17 protein-coding genes are annotated in these 18327 nt (G+C 66.0%); 8 read left to right on the top strand and 9 right to left on the bottom strand.

Going from position 1 to position 18327, the window contains the following annotated elements; translation table 11 throughout:
* Positions 1-39 precede the first annotated feature (39 nt).
* On the bottom strand, positions 40-2070 hold the full coding sequence (locus IFT65_RS13285; RefSeq protein ID WP_192081830.1) for a prolyl oligopeptidase family serine peptidase: 2031 nt from the start codon (positions 2068-2070) through the stop codon (positions 40-42).
* Between the two features lie 188 nt (positions 2071-2258).
* Between IFT65_RS13285 and apbC the strand changes: the two genes are divergently transcribed.
* Positions 2259-3113 carry an iron-sulfur cluster carrier protein ApbC gene (apbC, locus tag IFT65_RS13280; RefSeq protein ID WP_188326697.1) on the top strand — a complete coding sequence of 285 codons (855 nt, stop codon included), beginning with the start codon at positions 2259-2261 and terminating at the stop codon, positions 3111-3113.
* A 111-nt stretch (positions 3114-3224) separates the two neighbouring features.
* Positions 3225-3797, top strand: a complete 573-nt coding sequence (dcd, locus tag IFT65_RS13275; protein ID WP_188326698.1) for a dCTP deaminase — start codon at positions 3225-3227, stop codon at positions 3795-3797.
* 50 nt (positions 3798-3847) lie between these two features.
* Here the strand turns inward: dcd and IFT65_RS13270 are convergent, their stop codons facing one another.
* From IFT65_RS13270 to IFT65_RS13260, 3 genes are read right to left on the bottom strand one after another with little or no spacing between them, the layout of a single operon-like run.
* The gene (locus IFT65_RS13270; RefSeq protein WP_188326699.1) at positions 3848-4015 is read right to left on the bottom strand and encodes a DUF5668 domain-containing protein; all 168 of its coding nucleotides are present in this window, start codon (positions 4013-4015) and stop codon (positions 3848-3850) included.
* Between the two features lie 16 nt (positions 4016-4031).
* On the bottom strand, positions 4032-4454 hold the full coding sequence (locus IFT65_RS13265; RefSeq protein ID WP_188326700.1) for an HIT family protein: 423 nt from the start codon (positions 4452-4454) through the stop codon (positions 4032-4034).
* Positions 4451-5125 (bottom strand): dienelactone hydrolase family protein, encoded by a 675-nt coding sequence (locus IFT65_RS13260; protein WP_192081829.1) that lies wholly within the window; start codon positions 5123-5125, stop codon positions 4451-4453. The genes IFT65_RS13265 and IFT65_RS13260 overlap by 4 nt, the downstream gene beginning before the upstream one ends.
* A gap of 197 nt (positions 5126-5322) precedes the next feature.
* On the opposite strand from IFT65_RS13260, the gene rimO reads away from it, so the two are divergent.
* Positions 5323-6696, top strand: a complete 1374-nt coding sequence (gene rimO, locus IFT65_RS13255) for a 30S ribosomal protein S12 methylthiotransferase RimO (protein WP_192081828.1) — start codon at positions 5323-5325, stop codon at positions 6694-6696.
* A gap of 108 nt (positions 6697-6804) precedes the next feature.
* Positions 6805-7620 carry a DUF3025 domain-containing protein gene (locus IFT65_RS13250; RefSeq protein WP_192081827.1) on the top strand — a complete coding sequence of 272 codons (816 nt, stop codon included), beginning with the start codon at positions 6805-6807 and terminating at the stop codon, positions 7618-7620.
* A 272-nt stretch (positions 7621-7892) separates the two neighbouring features.
* Here IFT65_RS13250 and greB read toward each other — a convergent pair whose 3' ends face one another.
* Positions 7893-8399 (bottom strand): transcription elongation factor GreB, encoded by a 507-nt coding sequence (gene greB / locus IFT65_RS13245; protein ID WP_192081826.1) that lies wholly within the window; start codon positions 8397-8399, stop codon positions 7893-7895.
* Positions 8399-9904, bottom strand: a complete 1506-nt coding sequence (locus tag IFT65_RS13240) for a helicase HerA-like domain-containing protein (RefSeq protein ID WP_192081825.1) — start codon at positions 9902-9904, stop codon at positions 8399-8401. The genes greB and IFT65_RS13240 overlap by 1 nt, the downstream gene beginning before the upstream one ends.
* Before the next feature lie 134 nt (positions 9905-10038).
* Between IFT65_RS13240 and IFT65_RS13235 the strand changes: the two genes are divergently transcribed.
* Positions 10039-11643, top strand: coding sequence for a transglycosylase SLT domain-containing protein (locus IFT65_RS13235; protein ID WP_188326707.1), 1605 nt, complete (start codon positions 10039-10041; stop codon positions 11641-11643).
* 243 nt (positions 11644-11886) lie between these two features.
* Here IFT65_RS13235 and IFT65_RS13230 read toward each other — a convergent pair whose 3' ends face one another.
* From IFT65_RS13230 to cysS, 3 genes are read right to left on the bottom strand one after another with little or no spacing between them, the layout of a single operon-like run.
* Positions 11887-13134, bottom strand: a complete 1248-nt coding sequence (locus IFT65_RS13230) for an MFS transporter (RefSeq protein WP_192081824.1) — start codon at positions 13132-13134, stop codon at positions 11887-11889.
* On the bottom strand, positions 13131-13583 hold the full coding sequence (locus IFT65_RS13225) for a SufE family protein (protein ID WP_188326709.1): 453 nt from the start codon (positions 13581-13583) through the stop codon (positions 13131-13133). The genes IFT65_RS13230 and IFT65_RS13225 overlap by 4 nt, the downstream gene beginning before the upstream one ends.
* A 52-nt stretch (positions 13584-13635) precedes the next feature.
* A complete protein-coding gene (gene cysS / locus IFT65_RS13220; protein WP_192081912.1) occupies positions 13636-15012 on the bottom strand; it encodes a cysteine--tRNA ligase in 1377 nt (458 codons plus the stop codon).
* 174 nt (positions 15013-15186) lie between these two features.
* Here cysS and IFT65_RS13215 point away from each other — a divergent pair, with 174 nt between their 5' ends.
* The 3 genes from IFT65_RS13215 (at position 15187) to IFT65_RS13205 (ending at position 18308) form a co-directional block, all read left to right on the top strand.
* Positions 15187-15744 carry a hypothetical protein gene (locus IFT65_RS13215; RefSeq protein ID WP_192081823.1) on the top strand — a complete coding sequence of 186 codons (558 nt, stop codon included), beginning with the start codon at positions 15187-15189 and terminating at the stop codon, positions 15742-15744.
* 296 nt (positions 15745-16040) lie between these two features.
* Complete coding sequence (locus IFT65_RS13210; protein WP_188326712.1) at positions 16041-17051, top strand: N-acetylornithine carbamoyltransferase; 1011 nt, start codon at positions 16041-16043, stop codon at positions 17049-17051.
* A gap of 60 nt (positions 17052-17111) precedes the next feature.
* Positions 17112-18308 carry an argininosuccinate synthase gene (locus tag IFT65_RS13205; RefSeq protein WP_192081822.1) on the top strand — a complete coding sequence of 399 codons (1197 nt, stop codon included), beginning with the start codon at positions 17112-17114 and terminating at the stop codon, positions 18306-18308.
* Positions 18309-18327 lie beyond the last annotated feature (19 nt).

The following is an 18327-nucleotide window of genomic DNA, read 5'->3' as shown; positions in this document are numbered from 1 at the left end:
CGGAGCTCTGTGCTGACCGTTGCGTCGCGCTGGATCGATTTACAGACCGCCCGGACCGCACTCCTTGGCGAGGAAGTCGGACATCAGCGGCAACGTCTTCTGATAGTGGCTGGGGTACCACGGCATACTGTGCGGCATGTCGGGGATCAGCTCGAACTTGGCAGGCACCTTGCCCTGCACCGCGTTGTAGAAGCTGCGCGCATGGAACGAGGGCGTGCGTACATCGCGGTCACCCACGTAGAGCAGCACGGGGATGGTGGCCTTGGCGGCGTTCTGCATCGGGTCCATGCCCTTCACTGTCTGCCCCTGCAGGATGCGCTGCAGCCGGTTTTCGCTCCAGGACACGCCCAGTCGTGCCAGGTCGGTCACCGGTGCACCGGCGATGGCGCACTGGTAGGGCGATGGGCTGCGCACGGTGGCTGCCGCCGCCGCGAAGCCACCGTAGGAATAGCCGAAGATCGCGATGCGATCCTTGGCGGCAATGCCCTGCTGCACCATCCAGGCGGCCGCGTCATCGTTGTCGTCCTGCATCTTCTGGCCCCACTCGCGGTCACCGGCAATCCAGTGCTCGCGGCCGAAACCGGTGGAGCCGCGGTACTGCGGGCGGATCACCGCATAGCCACGCGAGGTGAAGTAGGGCACCCAGCCGGAGCGGTCCCAGCCGGTGTAGTCGCGTGCCCACGGGCCGCCGTGCGGATGCACCAGGGTGGGCAGAGCGGTGCTGCCTTCCTTCCAGCCAACCGGCAGGTCGACGATGGCGGGAATCTTGCGGCCATCCCGTGCGGTGTAAGTCACCCAGCGCTGCTCGCCGATCTGCTTGCCATCGATCCACGGACGTTCGCTGCCCAGGGTGGTCACGTTCTTGCGGTCGCGCAGCACGTAATAGCTGACCGGCGACTGCGCGCTGTCGGTGGTGAACAGGACGCGTGACAGATCGTCGTTGTAGCCGGTGATGGTGACATCCAGACCCGGGTACGCCTGCTTCAACCCGTCTTGCAGGGCCTTCATCTGCGGATCGACGTAAATCGTTTCACGGGTGGGGCCATCGACGTGGAAGCCCAGCACCTGGTTGAAGTTGCTCGGGCGCGTACCCAGCACCAGGCCGCCGATCGGATAGGTCGGGTGCGCGGCGAGGGGCTCCGGATCGAAGGCGCGGGTGGTCGGGTCGTACATCCGCGCCTGCACCTGCGGTGAGAAGCGATCGGTCAGGATGTAGAGCTTCTTCGATGCTTCATCGATGCCGACGATGTCCATCGTGTAACGATCGGTGAGCTTGGTGGTCAGCGGATCGTGCTTCTCGAACTGCCCGGAGGCCGGGTTCTTGATCAGGATCTGCTGCTCGTACTCGTTGGCGCCGGCTGGCTCGATCTGCACGCGGGTCAGCAGTTCACCGTTGCGCGGATTGAACAGGCCCGGCGAGGAACGCGCGCCGCCGCGGAACAGGAGTTCGGTCTGCCCGGTGCGCAGGTTGAACAGATAGTAGTTCGCCGACAGGGTGGTCTGGTTGACCTGGGAGATGACGACCTTGTCCGGGTCCAGCGGCAGCGCGTGCACCAGCGACGCGGAACCGGCGATCTCAAGGCAGCGCTGGGTCTGCTCGCTGATACCCAGTTTGCGCGTGTTGTCGGCGAACGCTTCGTCGAACTTCACCTGGCTGGAATCGGTCAGGTAGGCCTTGGTCAGGAAGGTCTTGGTGGAGCCGATCGAATTGCCTTCGCCGCAGCCGGACAGCTGCGCGGTCAGCTCCTGGCGGCTGAGCACCAGGTTCTTGCCGGCCTTCAATGCACTGGCGGCAACGAACTTCATGCGGTCACCGGATGGGGTGATCGCCACCGGACCGGCATCCAGCTTGTCCATGTCCCAGTTGGCAAGAGCGGTGTCGCCGTTGTTGCTGCCCGGGGCGGAGATGATGGCCACCAGCTGCTTGCCGTCGGCGCTCATGGTCACCGACTGGATGGCCGGGATCTTCGAGAAGTCGTCGACCGGCAGGGGGGCGGCCATCGCCTGCGAGACAGAGGCGGCAAGCAGCGACAGCGCGGTGCAGAAGCGAAGCGATCGGGTGAGGTACATGGTGAAAAGCGTCCGTTGCAATGAGGTTGCGAAGATGAACGAAGCGTGAGTGTGAGTCAACTTCGATCACGTTGTTGGCTGTGGGATTCACGTCACGACGGGCGGCCGCGGGCCATGGGGCGGGAACGAAGGCGTGGGGCCACGCGTATCATCTCCATGTCCCGCACTATTTCCCCCGGAGTCCCGAAGTGAACAACCCGCCACGCCGCCCGCACGTCAGCCAGGTCCAGAAAGGGCTGACGCCGCATCCGCGCATCCGCAACGTGGTGGCCGTGGGCTCTGGCAAGGGCGGGGTGGGCAAGAGCACCACGTCGGTCAACCTGGCCGTCGCGCTGCAGCAGTTGGGTGCCCGCGTCGGCCTGCTGGATGCCGACATCTATGGTCCGTCGGTGCCGGCGATGATGGGCCTGTCCGGCCGGCCGGAGAGTCCGGACAACAAGAGCATCGAGCCGCCGCGTGCGTTCGGCGTGGACACCATGTCGATCGGCTACCTGATCGACGATGAGACACCGATGATCTGGCGCGGCCCGATGGCCACCTCGGCGATGACCCAGTTCTTCAACGACACCCTGTGGGACGACCTGGACGTGCTGCTGATCGATCTGCCGCCCGGTACCGGTGACATCCAGCTCACCCTCACCCAGAAGATTCCGCTGGCCGGGGCGGTGATCGTCACCACGCCGCAGGACATCGCCACGCTCGACGCGCGCAAGGCGCTGAAGATGTTCGAGAAGGTCGAAGTGCCCGTGCTGGGTATCGTGGAAAACATGGCCGTGCATACCTGCAGCAACTGTGGTCATGTCGAGCACCTCTTTGGAGCGGGCGGCGGCGAGAAGATGGCCGCGCAGTACGCTGTACCGTTGCTCGGCTCGTTGCCGTTGCAGATCGACATCCGCGAGCAGGGCGATGCCGGCACGCCGATCACCGCCGCGCAGCCGGATTCAACCGCCGCGCAGGCCTACCGCGTCGCCGCGACGCGCCTGCTGGAAGAGCTGGCCAAGCGTCCGCGGGCCTCGATTCCGATCCTGTCCTCGCTGGTCTGACGGCCGATGATCGCCGGAACGCCACGCGAGCGGCCGCTGGTCGTCACCCCGTGGCCGCAGCTGTAGAATCAGGCCCCGGGTTATTGCCTCCCTCCCCAGCCAGGATCAAGCATGAGCATCAAGAGTGACCGTTGGATCCGCCGCATGTCCGAGCAGCACGGCATGATCGAGCCGTTCGAAGCCGGGCAGGTCAAGCAGGCCAACGGCGAGCGCATCGTCAGCTACGGCACCTCGAGCTATGGCTACGACGTGCGCTGCTCGCGCGAGTTCAAGGTGTTCACCAACATCAACTCCACCATCGTCGACCCCAAGCACTTCGATCCGAAGAGCTTCGTCGACGTGGTGGCCGATGAGTGCATCATTCCGCCGAACAGCTTCGCGCTCGCACGTACCGTGGAGTTCTTCCGCATTCCACGCGACACGTTGGTCGTCTGCCTGGGCAAGAGCACGTACGCGCGCTGCGGCATCATCGTCAACGTGACCCCGCTGGAGCCGGAGTGGGAAGGGCACGTGACGCTGGAATTCAGCAACACCACGCCGTTGCCCGCGCGCATCTACGCCAACGAAGGCGTGGCGCAGATGCTGTTCTTCCAGGCCGACCAGGACGATGTCTGCGAGACCTCGTACAAGGATCGCGGCGGCAAGTATCAGGGCCAGACCGGTGTGACGCTGCCGCGCACCTGATCAACGCCGCATGCCGACCGGTCAGGTCGGCATGCGCGCGATCCGCGCAGTTACTTGCCGCGGCCGAACAGCATTCCGATGCCGACCGCCACCAGGCCCACGGGCCACCACGTGGCAAGCAGGCGGGTGAAGTTCATGTTGGTCCAACCGAGGTTGGTGGCGAGCATGAACAGCCCGACCAGGATCAGCAGGATGGCGGCGACTAGATTGAAACGCATCGGGGTCTGCTAACGCTCAAGGGTGGGGCGGGTATCCTAGCTTGTCCTTCCAGTGCAGGACACGTTGTTCCAGCACCTCCGGCGCGAAACGATGTGCTTCGCCGTGGCCCCACACCGGTGCCGGCCATGCCGGATCGCCTTCATGGCGCCCGATCACATGGAAATGCAGCTGCGGCACGATGTTGCCCAGCGCACCGATGTTGATCTTCTGCACCCCGTCTTCGACCTTCAGCGCCTTGGACACCCGGTTGAGCTCGGTGCGCAGCTTGTCCTGCTGCTCGCCATCCAGGTCGATCCATTCGGTGACCCCGGGCAGGCGCGGCACCAACAGCAGCCAGGGGTAACGTTCATCATTCATCAACCGGATCTGCGACAACGGCCCCTCGGCGACCAGTACGCTGTCGTTGGCCAGGCGCGAATGCAGTTCGAAATCACTCATCCAAGATGCTCCTTGAAGAATTTCAGGGTGCGGTCCAGCGCCAGGGCGGCGCTGTCTGGATCATACGCATGTCCGACGTCCCGGTTGAAGCCGTGGTCGGCCGGGTACACGAAGGTCTCCATGTTGGGCAGCTTCTCGCGGTGGGCGGCAATGGCCTCCGGCGGGATGCTCTTGTCCTGTGCGCCGAAGTGGAACATCACCGGTGCCTTGGGGGCTTCATCCAGGAACTGCACGTTGCGGGCGCCGTAGTAGCTGACCGACGGCAGGCCCAGCCGCAGCGCGGCGAGCAGGGCGATGCTGCCACCCCAGCAATAGCCGACCGTGCCCACTTTGCCATGCACGGCCAGCCGGCTGGCAGCGGCGCGGACCAGCACCAGTGACTTCTCCACACCGACGGCGTCCACCTTTTCCAGCCCGGCCTTCACGCCGTCACCGTCGTAGGGCAGCTCGACCGGCGGGGCGTCCGCGTCATCGCTGAGCAGGTCGAAGAACGACGGCGCGAGGACCGCGTAGCCCTCGGCGGCAAAGCGTTCAGCGACCGAGCGCATGTGCGGGTTCACCCCGAAGATTTCCTGGATGACCACCAGGCCGCCACGGGGCGTGCCTTCCGGCAGGACTTCCCAGGCGCGTGCCTTGCCGTGGTGGGTATCAAGGTTGATCCAGTTGCCCATGGTGCGAGGCCTCTTCAATAGGGTTGGCGCACCATTATCCCCTTCGGCGGCGTAAGCGGGCTGTCAGGGAGGCGGTGCGGCACCTCGATCACGCCGTCCTGCTCGCCGTGGTTCAGGGGGCGGCGGCTGGCCCGGTATACTTGCCCGATCCAGGCCCCCAGGCCACGCCCGGCCCAGGCCCCCAGAGTCCCCGATCCATGTCCCAGCTGAACCCCAAAGTCGGCTTCGTCAGCCTTGGCTGCCCGAAGGCCCTCGTCGATTCCGAACGCATCCTCACCCAGTTGCGGGTGGAGGGGTACGACATCGTGCCGACCTACGACGCCGCCGACGTGGTGGTGGTCAATACCTGTGGCTTCATCGATTCGGCAGTGGCCGAGTCGCTCGACGCCATCGGTGAGGCCATGAATGCCAACGGCAAGGTGATCGTCACCGGCTGCCTGGGCAAGCGCCCCGAACAGATCCGCGCGGCGTATCCGGACGTGCTGGCCGTTTCCGGTCCGCAGGACTACCAGAGCGTCATGGAAGCGGTGCATGCGGCGATTCCGCCACGCCACAACCCCTTCGTGGACCTGGTGCCGGATTACGGCATCAAGTTGACGCCGCGCCACTACGCCTATCTGAAGATCTCCGAGGGCTGCAACCACCATTGCAGTTTCTGCATCATTCCGTCGATGCGCGGCAAGCTGGTCTCGCGGCCGGTCGATGACGTGCTGCGCGAAGCCGAGCGGCTGGTGCGGGGTGGCGTGCGCGAACTGCTGGTGGTCTCGCAGGACACCTCGGCCTACGGCGTGGATGTGAAGTACGCCGAGCGGATGTGGCGTGACAAGGCCTACCAGACGCGCATGAAGTCGCTCTGCGAAGGCTTGTCCGAACTCGATGCCTGGGTGCGGATGCACTATGTCTACCCGTATCCGCACGTGGACGACATGGTGCCGCTGATGGCGGAAAACCGCATCCTGCCCTACCTGGACATCCCGTTCCAGCACGCCAGTCCGCGCATCCTGCGCCTGATGAAGCGCCCGGGTGCCGTGGAAAAGACCCTCGAACGCGTGCAGAACTGGCGCCGCATCGCGCCGGACATCACCGTGCGGTCGACCTTCATCGTGGGCTTCCCCGGTGAGACCGAGGCGGAGTTCGAAGAACTGCTGTCCTTCCTGGACGAGGCGCAGCTGGACCGTGTCGGTGCGTTCGCGTACTCGCCGGTGGAAGGCGCGACCGCCAACAACCTGCCTGATCCAGTGCCGGAAGAGGTGAAGCAGGAGCGTCTGGCGCGTTTCATGGAGAAGCAGGCACAGATTTCCGCGTCGCGGCTGGAAGCCAAGATCGGCACCGTGCAGCAATGCCTGGTCGACGCCATTGAAGGCGACATCGCGGTGGCCCGCTCCAAGGCCGATGCACCGGAGATCGATGGACTGGTGCATATCCAGAACGCCGACGAGGTCACCCTGCGGGTGGGCGATTTCGTCGACGTGGAGATCACCGAAAGCGATGAGCATGATCTGTACGGCGACGCGCTGCCGCCGGCGGCCGTGCCTGCCGCACGCAAGTCGCTCGACCTGAAGATGCTGTGACCCTGTCGGGCCCCGGGGGCGTCGTGCGTGGCAACGAGTGACTGTCACGCTGTGGCGCCAGACGGGCCGCGTCGGCGCTTCGTTGCCCCGCAGCGACAGGACGTGGATATGTCCTGCTTTGCGCACCCGCTGTTCGACGCGGTGCGCGCGTACGGCGATCTACTGACCGCACGTGACTGGCCAGCGATCGATGGTCTTGCCAACCGTCTGCTGCTGCCCGGCAAGCATCTTGTCCCGCAGGATGAGAGGCTGCTGGCCGACGGCCTGCATTATGAGTGCCGCATTGCCGAGCGCGGGCAGATCGCGACCCGGGCGGAAAACTGGCATGACCTGTTCAATGCCTTGGTCTGGGCGCGCTACCCGGCCATCAAACTTGCCCTCAACGCGTGCCAGTGCATGCACATTGCGGCCATGGGGGTCAGCCAGCGCAATCGCGCGCAGGCCGCGCTGACCCAGTTCGACGAAACAGGTGTGATCGTCCGGGTGCGCGATGCTGCGGTGATGGCAGCGTGGGATGCGCACGATTGGCAGGGTCTGTTTGTCCAGCACGCGAGATCGTGGCGTAACGGCGACATCAGCGTAGCCGCGGTGATCGGCCATGCGCTGATGGAGCAGGCGCTGCTGCCGGGCCGTCTGCTGGTCGGCAAATGCGTGGTGGTGCAAGGCGAGGAGGATGCGATGTGCGTCGACGCGGTGGCGCAGGCGATCAGGCATCAGGACGTCCTGACAGACCCCCTGCAACTGCGGCCCCTGCCGTTGGCCGGCATTCCCGGATGGCATGCCCCGCAGGACGCCGGATTCTATCGCCAGACAGCGTATTTCCGACCGCTGCGCGACGGCCGTGTCTACCCGCTGCCGGTGGAGCCGGCGGTAGAGCCGACTTCAGTCGGCTGCATTCCGCGCGGTGCAAAGGCAGCCGACTAAAGTCGGCTCTACCGGTGTGCTGCTTTCCGCGCGGTACAAAGACAGCCGCCGGCCGCACTTCGCGCGGTACAAAGGCAGCCGACGGCCGCACTTCGCGCGGTGCAAAGGCAGCCGCCGGTAGAGCCGACTTCAGTCGGCTGCACTTCACGCGGTGCAAAGGCAGCCGACGGTAGAGCCGACTTCAGTCGGCTGCACTTCGCGCGGTGCAAGGGCAGCCGACTGAAGTCGGCTCTACCCATCGGCTCTACCACCACCAGCTCTACCCGCCGGTGTCAGTCGCTGTTGTACGTCACCGATACGATCACGAAGCCGTGCCGGCCCCCGGGCAGGTCGACGTCGAACTCGTCGTCGACGCGCTTCTTCAGCAGGGCGCGGGCCAGGGGCGAATCAATGCTGATCCAGCCGGTGCTGGCGTCGGTTTCGTCCGGGCCGACGATGCGGTGCCGACGCACTTCGCCGCTGTCCACGTTCTCCAGTTCCACCCACGCGCCGAAGAAGACCGCCTGTGGGTCGCTGGGTTCACCGTCGACCACGCGCAGGGCTTCCAGTCGCTTGCTCAGATACCGCACGCGCCGGTCGATCTCGCCGAGCTGCTTCTTGCGGTACGTGTATTCGGCGTTCTCCGAACGATCGCCTTCTGCGGCGGCCGCCGCCAGGGCCCGCACCACCTCCGGGCGGCGTACCCGCCACAGGTCGTCCAGCTCTGCTTTCAGGCGCGCATGGCCGCTGGAGGTGATCAACGCAGTACTTTTCTCTGCCGGTGGACGCCAACGCGACATCAGCGCTTGCCGCCGAAGATGCCACCGAGAATCCCGCGTACGATCTGGTTGCCCAGCTTGGTGCCTACGGTCCGCGTGGTCTGTTTGGCCATGGTCTCGATCATGCCTTGGCGGCGTTTGGTGCCGAAGATGGCGTCCTTGATGGTCTGGCCGAAGCCGCCGCCCTGGGCGTCATCCTGTTCGCGCGTGCGGGCCTTGGGCGCGTCGGTCGTTTCCACGGTTTTCTGCGCCCGCTGTGCCAGCCGTTCCGCCGCCGATTCGCGGTTGATGGCAGTGTCATAGCGCGTCCCGACCGGACTGCCTGCACGCACCTGCGCACGTTCTGTGTCGGTCACCGGCCCCATCCGGCAGCGGGGTGGGGCGATCAGGGTCTGCTGCACCGGCATCGGAATGCCTTTGTCCTGCAACGTGGACACCAGCGCTTCACCGGTGCCAAGCGAGGCAAGGACGCGTGCCACGTCCAGCTTTGGATTGGGGACGAACGTCTCTGCGGCGGTCTTGACCGCCTTCTGGTCGCGCGGGGTGAAGGCGCGCAGCGCATGCTGCACCCGGTTGCCCAGCTGGCCGAGGATGTTGGCGGGCACGTCGTCGGGGAACTGGGAACAGAAATACACACCGACCCCCTTGGAACGGATCAACCGCACCACCTGCTCGATACGCTGCACCAGCGACGACGGTGCGTCGTTGAACAGCAGGTGCGCCTCGTCGAAGATGAAGACCAGCTTCGGCTTCTCCAGGTCGCCCACTTCCGGCAGCGTTTCAAACAGCTCCGACAGCAACCACAGCAGGAAGGTGGAATACAGCTTGGGCTTGAGCACCAGCTGGTCCGCCGCGAGGATGCCGATCACGCCGCGTCCATCATGGTTGACCCGCATGAGGTCAGCCAGTTCCAGTGCCGGTTCGCCGAAGAACGCTTCACCGCCCTCCTGGGACAGGCGCAGCAGCGCGCGTTGGATCGCCGCGACCGACTGCGCGCTGACCAGGCCGTATTCGGTGGAGATGTCCTTGCGTTCTTCAGCAACCAGGCCAAGCAGGGCGCGCAGGTCATCCATGTCCAACAGCAGCAACCCGCGGTCATCGGCCAGCTTGAACACGATATCCATCACGCCGGACTGGGTGTCACTCAGTTCCAGGATCCGTGACAGCAGGGTCGGCCCCATTTCGCTGATGGTGGTGCGTACCGGGTGTCCCAGCTTGCCGTACAGGTCCCAGAAGATGGCCGGACTGGCCGCCGGTGCGTAGTCGGCCACGCCGATCTGCGCCGCGCGCTGCAGCAGGGCATCACCGCCGGCCCCGGCAACCGCCAGGCCGGATACGTCGCCTTTTACGTCCGCCATGAATACCGGAACGCCGATGCGCGAGAAGCCCTCGGCCAGCGTCATCAAGGTGACGGTCTTGCCGGTACCGGTAGCGCCGGCGACCAGGCCATGGCGATTGCCCAGTTTCGGCAACAGGGTGACCGCTATGTCGTCGGTGATGCCGTTGCCGAGCAGAATCGGGTCCATGGTCCAGCCTCTCTGATGAATACGCGCAATGTACGCGCAATGTTAACGGGCCGCGCCGCGCTGTCGTTGCCCGGGTTGCTCCGACCTTGGCGGCACCGCTACTCTGCCCGTCTGATCCGCACACAGTGCCAAAAATGCCCGTTCCTGTCCTGCTTGCTCGTGCCTTGCCCGTCCTGGCGCTCGCCAGCCTGCTGGTTGCTGTCCCCGACGCCCATGCGCAGCGTGTATCCAACCGTGACCGGGCCAAGGCCGATGCGCTGCAGCAGCGCATGGGCGTGGCCGAGAAACGCTACACCGACGCGCTGCTGCGCGTGGCCAATGCCGATCCCAAGGGGGCCGCCGAAGCCGATGCGGCACTGGAAGACATGGAGGACGTGCTGAGCGCATGCGTGGCGCAGAAGGGCTGCCAGATGAGCAACCTGCTGGCGACCTACAAGCGGCTGCTCAAGCGGGATGCCGATGCGGAAGGCGAGGACAGCGTGGCCGACGAGGCGGGTGACACCTTGCAGGCCGACCCTGACCACATCGGGCCGCTGGCCGCCGACGTGCCCGAGGCGGCGCGTGCCGCCGCCCTGCTCAACGACAAGCGCCACGCCTTCGACAGCATGGTGGAGTACAACCCGGCCATCCAGGCCGGCATCCGCCGTTGGCTCACCGACATGCGCCCCGCGTTGCTGACCAGCTACGAAAATTACCAGAACGTGCGCGCGGTGATGTGGCCGGAGTGGGAGAAGCGCGGTCTGCCCGAGGCGCTGCTGTTCGGCATCATGGCCAAGGAATCCAACGGGCGCGTGCATGCGTCATCGCGTGCGGGCGCGGCCGGGCTGATGCAGTTCATGCCGGCTACCGGTCGGCGGTTCGGGCTGGGCCCGGATGGCACCGGCTTCGATACCCGGTTCGATGCGCGCAGCGCGGCTGAAGCCAGCGCGACCTACCTCAACGAGCGCATGCGGCAGCTCAACAACAATATCGAGCTGTCGCTGGCCGGTTACAACGGCGGGGAAGGGCGGGCGCTGCGTGTGTTCCGCCAGGGCGGTGGTCAGAGCTTCTGGGTGGACAGCGTGTACAGCGAGTTCCCGGCAGAAACCAAAGACTACGTGCCGATGGTGATCGCGGCGGCCTGGATCTTCCTGCATCCGCAGCAGTACGGCGTCGAGTTCCCGAAGGTCAACGCACAGCCGGCCACGGTGCGCCTGGCCAAGTCGACGACGATCTACGAGCTGACCATCTGCCTGGGCAGCCAAGGCACGCGTGATGGCTACATGCGGACGCTGCGCAACCTCAACCCGCGCTACGAGGCGGACGGCTGGATCCCGGCCGGTACGCTGATCAATGCCACCACCCGCATCGCCGGTCTGTACACGCGCAACTGCGTCAGCGGCCCGCGTGCCGACCTGGCACGTACGCTGATCACCGCCGATCTCAATGCGGCGATCGTGCGTCCCAGCGCAGCCAGCTTCACCGGCAGCGTGGCGGTGGGGGGCGTGGTGCCGGTGGCGGCTGCGGAAGCGAGCGTGGTCGGCACGGCGCCGGCCGCCCCGGTGGTCGCACCGCGTCCTGCCGCAGCGCGTCCGCAGCCGGTGCGCACCCACAAGGTGGGGAAGGGCGACACGCTTGGCAGGATCGCGGCAAAGTTCCGCTGCGATGTGCCGACGCTGGCCCGCGCGAATGGGCTGAAAGCGCCCGCGTACAGCCTGCGCCAAGGCCAGACGTTGAAGCTGCAGGGCTGTGGCAACTGACGTGCCCCGGTAGTGACGGCCGCTGGCCGTCAACGGACAGAGCCGCCGAGCATGGCTCGGCGCTACCGAAGCGAGGGGCGCGTCCAAGGGCGCGCGTTGGCGGGATACCCGGTAGCGCCGAGCCACGCTCGGCGAGCGCGCAGCGCGGCCTGCATCAGGCGACGCGCGCGGTGCCGGTAGTGACGGCCGCTGGCCGTCAACGGGCAACCGCGCCGAGCATGGCTCGGCGCTGCCAAGGCCGTCTTACTGCAGGTCGCGCAGGTTCAATCGGCGCAGCGTGGGATTCTTCCAGGCGGTGATGCCCGCCACGCTGAGCACGGCGAAGCCGCCCAGTACCACCGCCGGCACCAACCCGAGCCACTTCGCCATCGTGCCCGCGTAGAACGCGCCGAGTTCGTTGGACGAGCTGATGAAGATGCCGTTGATGGACGACACGCGACCGCGCATCTCTTCCGGTGTCGCCAGCTGCAGGATGGTCGAACGCACCACCACCGACACGCCGTCAAACGCGCCGTAGAACAGCAGGATGAGCGCCGACAGCCAGAAGTGGTGGGACAACCCGAAGCTGATCACACAGATGCCGAAGCCGGCCACGGCGAACAGCAGCACGCGGCCGGCATGCTGCTGCAGCGGGTGGCGCGCAAGCCACAGCCCGACCGCGATGGAACCCAATGCCGGGGCCGCACGCAGGATGCCCAGTCCTTCCGGGCCGTAATGCAGAATCTCCTGCAGGAAGGCGGGCAGCATCGCCACCACGCCGCCCAGCAGCACCGAAAACATGTCCAGCGCCATCGCCCCGACCATGATCCGGTTGCCGACCACGAAGCGCGCCCCTTCGGCGATGCTGCGGAAGATCGGCGCGGCCGGCCCGGTGTGCACCGGCTCGGAGACGCGCAGCGAGGCAAGGCAACCCATGGCCACCACCGCAAAGCCGGTCGCCACACCGTACGCCACGCCCTTGCCGCCCCAGCCGACCAGCACGCCGCCCAGCGCGGGGCCGACCACCATGCCGGCCTGGAAGAACACGCTGCCCAGTCCGGCGCCGCGGGCGAACTGATGGCGTTCCAGCACGCGGGCAAACAGGGCGTTGTAGATGGGTGACAGGAAGGCGCGGACCATGCCGGTCAACGCGATGGCCGCATAGATCGGCCAGACGCCGTGGAAGGGGAGCCAACCGAACGTCACCGCGCATAGCACCAGCGCGGTGGCGACCAGGCCGGCACACGCGGCCATGCCCAGCCGGCGCCGCGGCAGGTGGTCGACCAGATAGCCCGCGAACGGCGCCACGCAGAAGAACGGCAGCACTTCGGCCAGGCCGACCAGGCCCAGCGAGAAAGGATTCCGGGTGACCTCGTAGATGTGCCACCCCACGGTGACAGCCACGATCTGGTACGACAGCATCGCGAAAATGCGGTAGGCCAGCAGCTTGGTGAAGCCGGGACGGGCCAGCAGCGTGCGCGCGCTTTCTTCGGTGGGGGCCGGCACGCTCACGGGGCGGGGTGCGGTTGCTGGGCCTGTGCAGTCTCGCGGATGAAGGACAGCATCGCCGCCACGCCATTACTGCGGGTAGGCGAGAGGTGGCGCGACAGACCGATGTCCTGGATGTAGGTCGGTTCGGTGGCGAGTATCTCGCTTGCGCTCCTGCCGGAATACACCCGCAGGGCCAGGAAGATCAGCCCGGACACGATCGCCGAGTCACTGATCGCATGGAAGCGCAGGTTGTCTGCATTGCCCTCGGGCACGATCCACACCATCGACTGGCAGCCGAGCAGGCGATGCTCTTCGGTCTTCCATGCCTCAGGGAAGGTCGGCAGCTTGCGGCCCAGGTCGATCAGGTACTGGTAGCGCTCGGACCAGTCGCTGAAGAACGAGAACTCGTCGGCGATCGTGGTCTGTGCCTCGGCAGCGGTGGCTTCAAGGGGAAAGGGGGAGTCGGTCATTTCAGTCTTCAAAGGGCGGAACAGCCGGCCGCAGCGGCCGACCGAGGGACCATCAGGCGCGCTTGCGTACCCAGCGCACACCCTGGGCGGTGTCTTCCAGCACGATGCCTTCGGCCGCCAGCTGGTCGCGGATGGCGTCGGAACGGGCGAAATCGCGGCTCTGCTTGGCCGCCGCCCGCGCGTCGATCAGCGCCTGGATGCGGGCATCGTCGTCGCTGTCGCCAGCGGCGTTGCCGAACCATGCGCCCGGATCCTGCTGCAACAGGCCCAGCGCGAGGCCGGCGCCGAGCAGCTCCTGCTTCAGCTGCTGGCGTGCGCCGGGATCGACGGCTTTGCGCGCTTCACCGGCGATGCGTGCCAGTTCGGCCAGGGCCAAGGGCGTGTTGAGGTCGTCATCCAGCGCCGCTTCGATGGCTGCCGGAATCAGTGCCTGCGCCTCGACATCGGCCAGATCACGCAGCGTGCCGTACAGGCGGTCCAGGGTGCGTCCTGCCTGCTCGATCACCGCGTCGGACCAGTCCAGCGGCTGCCGGTAATGGGCAGACAGCAGCGCCAGGCGCAGCGCTTCCGGAGGGTGCTGGCGCACCAGATCGTGCACGCGTTCGATGTTGCCGAGCGATTTGCTCATCTTGGCACCGCCGAAATTCAGCATGCCGTTGTGCAGCCAGAAGTGCGCAAAGACCTTCCCGCCATGCGCGCACTCACTCTGCGCGATTTCGTTTTCATGATGCGGGAACTGCAGGTCCACACCGCCGGCGTGGATGTCGATGGTCGGGCCCAGGTGCGCGGCAGCCATTGCCGAACACTCGATGTGCCAGCCGGGGCGGCCACGCCCCCACGGGGACGCCCAGCCCGGGAGGTCGTCGCTCGACGGCTTCCACAGGACGAAGTCACCCGCGGCGCGTTTGTAGGGCGCCACCTCCACGCGGGCACCGGCCAGCATTTCCTCCGGGTCGCGGCGCGACAGCTTGCCGTAGCCCTCGAAGGTGTCCACGGCGAACAGGACGTGGCCTTCCGCCGCGTAGGCATGGCCGTTGGCGATGAGCTGCTCGATCATGGCGATGATCTGCGCCATGTGCGCGGTGACTTCCGGCTCGATATCCGGCGGTACCACGCCCAGTGCGGCCATGTCGTCGCGGTAGGCAGCGGCGAAGCGGTCGGTGATGGCGCTGATCGGCACGCCCTGCTCTCGCGCAGCGGTGTTGATCTTGTCGTCCACGTCGGTGATGTTGCGCGCATAGCGCAGGTTGCCGAAGCGGCGGCGCAGCAGGTCGGCCAGCACGCCGAATACCACCGGTCCGCGCGCGTTGCCGATGTGCACGTAGTTGTAGACAGTAGGGCCGCACACATACAGGGTCGGACAGGCAGGATCGAGCGGGGTGAACGTTTCGAGCTGTCGTGTCAGGTTGTTGTGCAGGCGCAGTGTCATGGCGGGAGGACTGGGGGACAAGCCGTTGATTCTAGCGCCGCAAGGGCCTGCGGGGTACCGCCGGGCACTGCGCGCGACCGCGTGGGGTGGCCCCGCGCGCGACGGACGGGTAATGTTCAGCCCCTTGGCGTCCGTGCTGCCTACACTATTACCGTGCATCTGATCCCCTCGCCAATGAGAACCGCCCTCCTGCCTGCGCTGGCCTGCCTGCTGGCCGGGCCTGCCGTGGCCCAGTCCGAAGAGGGCGAACCGCGCAACCGGGTGGTGATCGTCGAGAACCTGAAGTTCGACTACGCGCAGGTGCTGAACGTAGAGCCGGTGTTCCAGACGCTGCGTGCGACACGCACCGAGGAGCATTGCGAGCCGGTGACCACGCGCAACCTGCCACCGGTGAATGTCACCGGCGAGGAGCCGGTGGAGGACAAGGGGCGGTTTGGACGGCTGTGGGAGTCGGTCCGGTCGATCTTCAAGCCGGGCGAGCAGGATCCGGCGGCCGCGCCGGTCGCGCCGTCCGAGACGCCGTCCAGCAATGCGCCGATGCTTACCCGTGACTGCCGGATCGTCCCGGTGGGGCGCGAGTTCCGCCGGCCCATCGCCTACGATGTGGATTACGTCTACAAGGGCACCAAGTACCGCTCGCGGCTGGCCGAAGACCCGGGCAACCGGTTGAAGATCCGCGTATCGATCACCCCGTGGGTGGGGGCCGAGCAGGGCGCCGCCGCAAATCCCTGATCAGCCTCTTGCACCGCACCATCGGCCATGCCACCATGGGCGGAAATGAACGCAACCGACTTCCAGCACGACACGAGCGCCGCCCGCCAGGCCACCGGCATGACGTCGCGTGCCCGCCGACCGGAATCCCACATTTCCGCTGGGTGACCGGAGCTTCGTGCTGTCTGTTCGGTAAAAAACCCAGCCCCCCGGCTGGGTTTTTTCGTTTCAGCGTCTGAAAAGTTACATCTGCACTCATTCCCAACCCCGCGCACTGGACGCTCCGCCCCGCCCGTGCCCAACGCAAGGATCGATTGATGTCCCTCAAGCATTTCCTGAACACCCAGGACTGGAGCCGCAGCGAGCTTGATGCGCTGCTGACCCAGGCGGCGCTGTTCAAGCGCAACAAGCTCGGCGACCAGCTCAAGGGCAAGTCGATCGCACTGGTGTTCTTCAACCCGTCCATGCGCACCCGCACCAGCTTCGAGCTTGGTGCGTTTCAGCTGGGTGCCCACGCGGTGGTGCTGCAGCCGGGCAAGGATGCATGGCCGATCGAGTTCAACCTCGGCACGGTGATGGATGGCGACACCGAAGAGCACATCGCCGAAGTGGCCAAGGTGCTGGGGCGGTACTGCGACATGATCGCCGTGCGTGCCTTCCCGAAGTTCGTCGACTGGTCGGTCGACCGCGAAGACACCGTGCTGAAGAGCTTTGCGAAGTATTCGCCGGTGCCGGTGATCAACATGGAGACCATCACCCACCCGTGCCAGGAGCTGGCGCACGTGATGGCCCTGCAGGAGCACTTCGGCACGCAGGACCTGCGCGGCAAGAAGTACGTGCTGACCTGGACCTACCATCCCAAGCCGCTGAACACCGCGGTGGCCAATTCCGCGCTGACCATCGCCACCCGCATGGGCATGGACGTGACCCTGCTGTGCCCGACCGAGCAGTACATCCTGGATGAGCGGTACATGGGCTGGGCCGAGCAGAACGTGGCCGAGAACGGTGGCTCGCTGCAGGTGAGCCACGACATCCAGAGTGCCTACGCCGGTGCGGACGTGGTGTATGCCAAGAGCTGGGGCGCGCTGCCGTTCTTTGGCAACTGGGAGCCGGAAAAGCCGATCCGCGAAAACTACAAGCACTTCATCGTCGACGAGCAGAAGATGGCGTTGACCAACAATGGCGTCTTCAGTCATTGCCTGCCGCTCCGCCGCAACGTCAAGGCCACCGATGCGGTAATGGATTCGCCGCAGTGCATCGCCATCAACGAGGCCGAGAACCGACTGCACGTGCAGAAGGCGATCATGGCCGCGCTGGCCGGCCGCTGAGTTCTTTCTGATTGAACCCTTCCGCCGGGCACGGCCCGGCGCTACCAGGATCCTACCCCCATGAGCAACAAAGACGTCGTCCTCGCCTTCTCCGGCGGCCTTGATACCAGCTTCTGCGTGCCCTACCTGCAGGAGCGCGGCTACAACGTGCACACCGTGTTCGCCGATACCGGCGGCGTGGATGATGAAGAGCGCGACTTCATCGAAAAGCGCGCCGCCGAGCTGGGCGTCACCAGCCATGTCACCGTCGACGGTGGCCCGGCGATCTGGGAAGGCTTCGTCAAGCCGTTCGTCTGGGCCGGCGAAGGCTACCAGGGCCAGTACCCGCTGCTGGTGTCGGACCGTTACCTGATCGTCGATGCCGCGCTCAAGCGCGCCGCCGAGCTGGGTACCCACCTCATCGCCCACGGCTGCACCGGCATGGGCAACGACCAGGTGCGTTTCGACCTGGCCGTGAAGGCACTGGGCGACTACCAGATCATCGCCCCGATCCGCGAGATCCAGAAAGAGCACACCCAGACCCGCGCCTACGAGCAGAAGTACCTGGAAGAGCGCGGCTTCGGCGTGCGCGCCAAGCAGCAGGCCTACACCATCAACGAAAACCTGCTGGGCCTGACCATGTCCGGCGGTGAGATCGACCGTTGGGAAGCGCCGGGCGAAGGGGCCCGTGGCTGGTGCGCACCGCGCAGCGAATGGCCGGAGAAGGCGCTGACGGTCACCCTGAAATTCGTTGACGGCGAAGCGGTCGAGCTGGATGGCAAGGCGCTGCCGGGTGAAAAGATCCTGGCCACGTTGAACGCGTTGTTCGCACCGTACGGCGTGGGTCGTGGCGTGTACACCGGCGATACCGTGATCGGCCTGAAGGGCCGCATCGTGTTCGAAGCGCCGGGCCTGGTCTCGCTGCTCGCCGCGCATCGCGCGCTGGAAGATGCCGTGCTGACCAAACAGCAGAACCGCTTCAAGCCGGACGTGGCGCGCAAGTGGGTGGAGCTGGTGTACGAGGGCTTCTACCACGACCCGCTGAAGACCGACATCGAAGCGTTCCTGAAGTCGTCGCAGGCCAAGGTCACCGGTGAAGTCGTGCTGGAAACCCGCGGTGGCCGTGTCGATGCGGTGGCCGTGCGTTCGCCGCACCTGCTCAACACCAAGGGCGCCACGTATGCGCAGTCGGCCGATTGGGGCGTGGAAGAAGCCGAAGGCTTCATCAAGCTGTTCGGCATGAGCTCGACTGTCTATGCGCAGGTTAACCGCGGCTGATTGCTGCTGAGGGACCTGC

Source organism: Stenotrophomonas sp. CFBP 13725, assembly GCF_014841935.1.
In the GTDB taxonomy this organism is placed as follows: Bacteria; Pseudomonadota; Gammaproteobacteria; order Xanthomonadales; family Xanthomonadaceae; genus Stenotrophomonas.
This window is presented reverse-complemented; position numbering and strand designations above follow the sequence as displayed.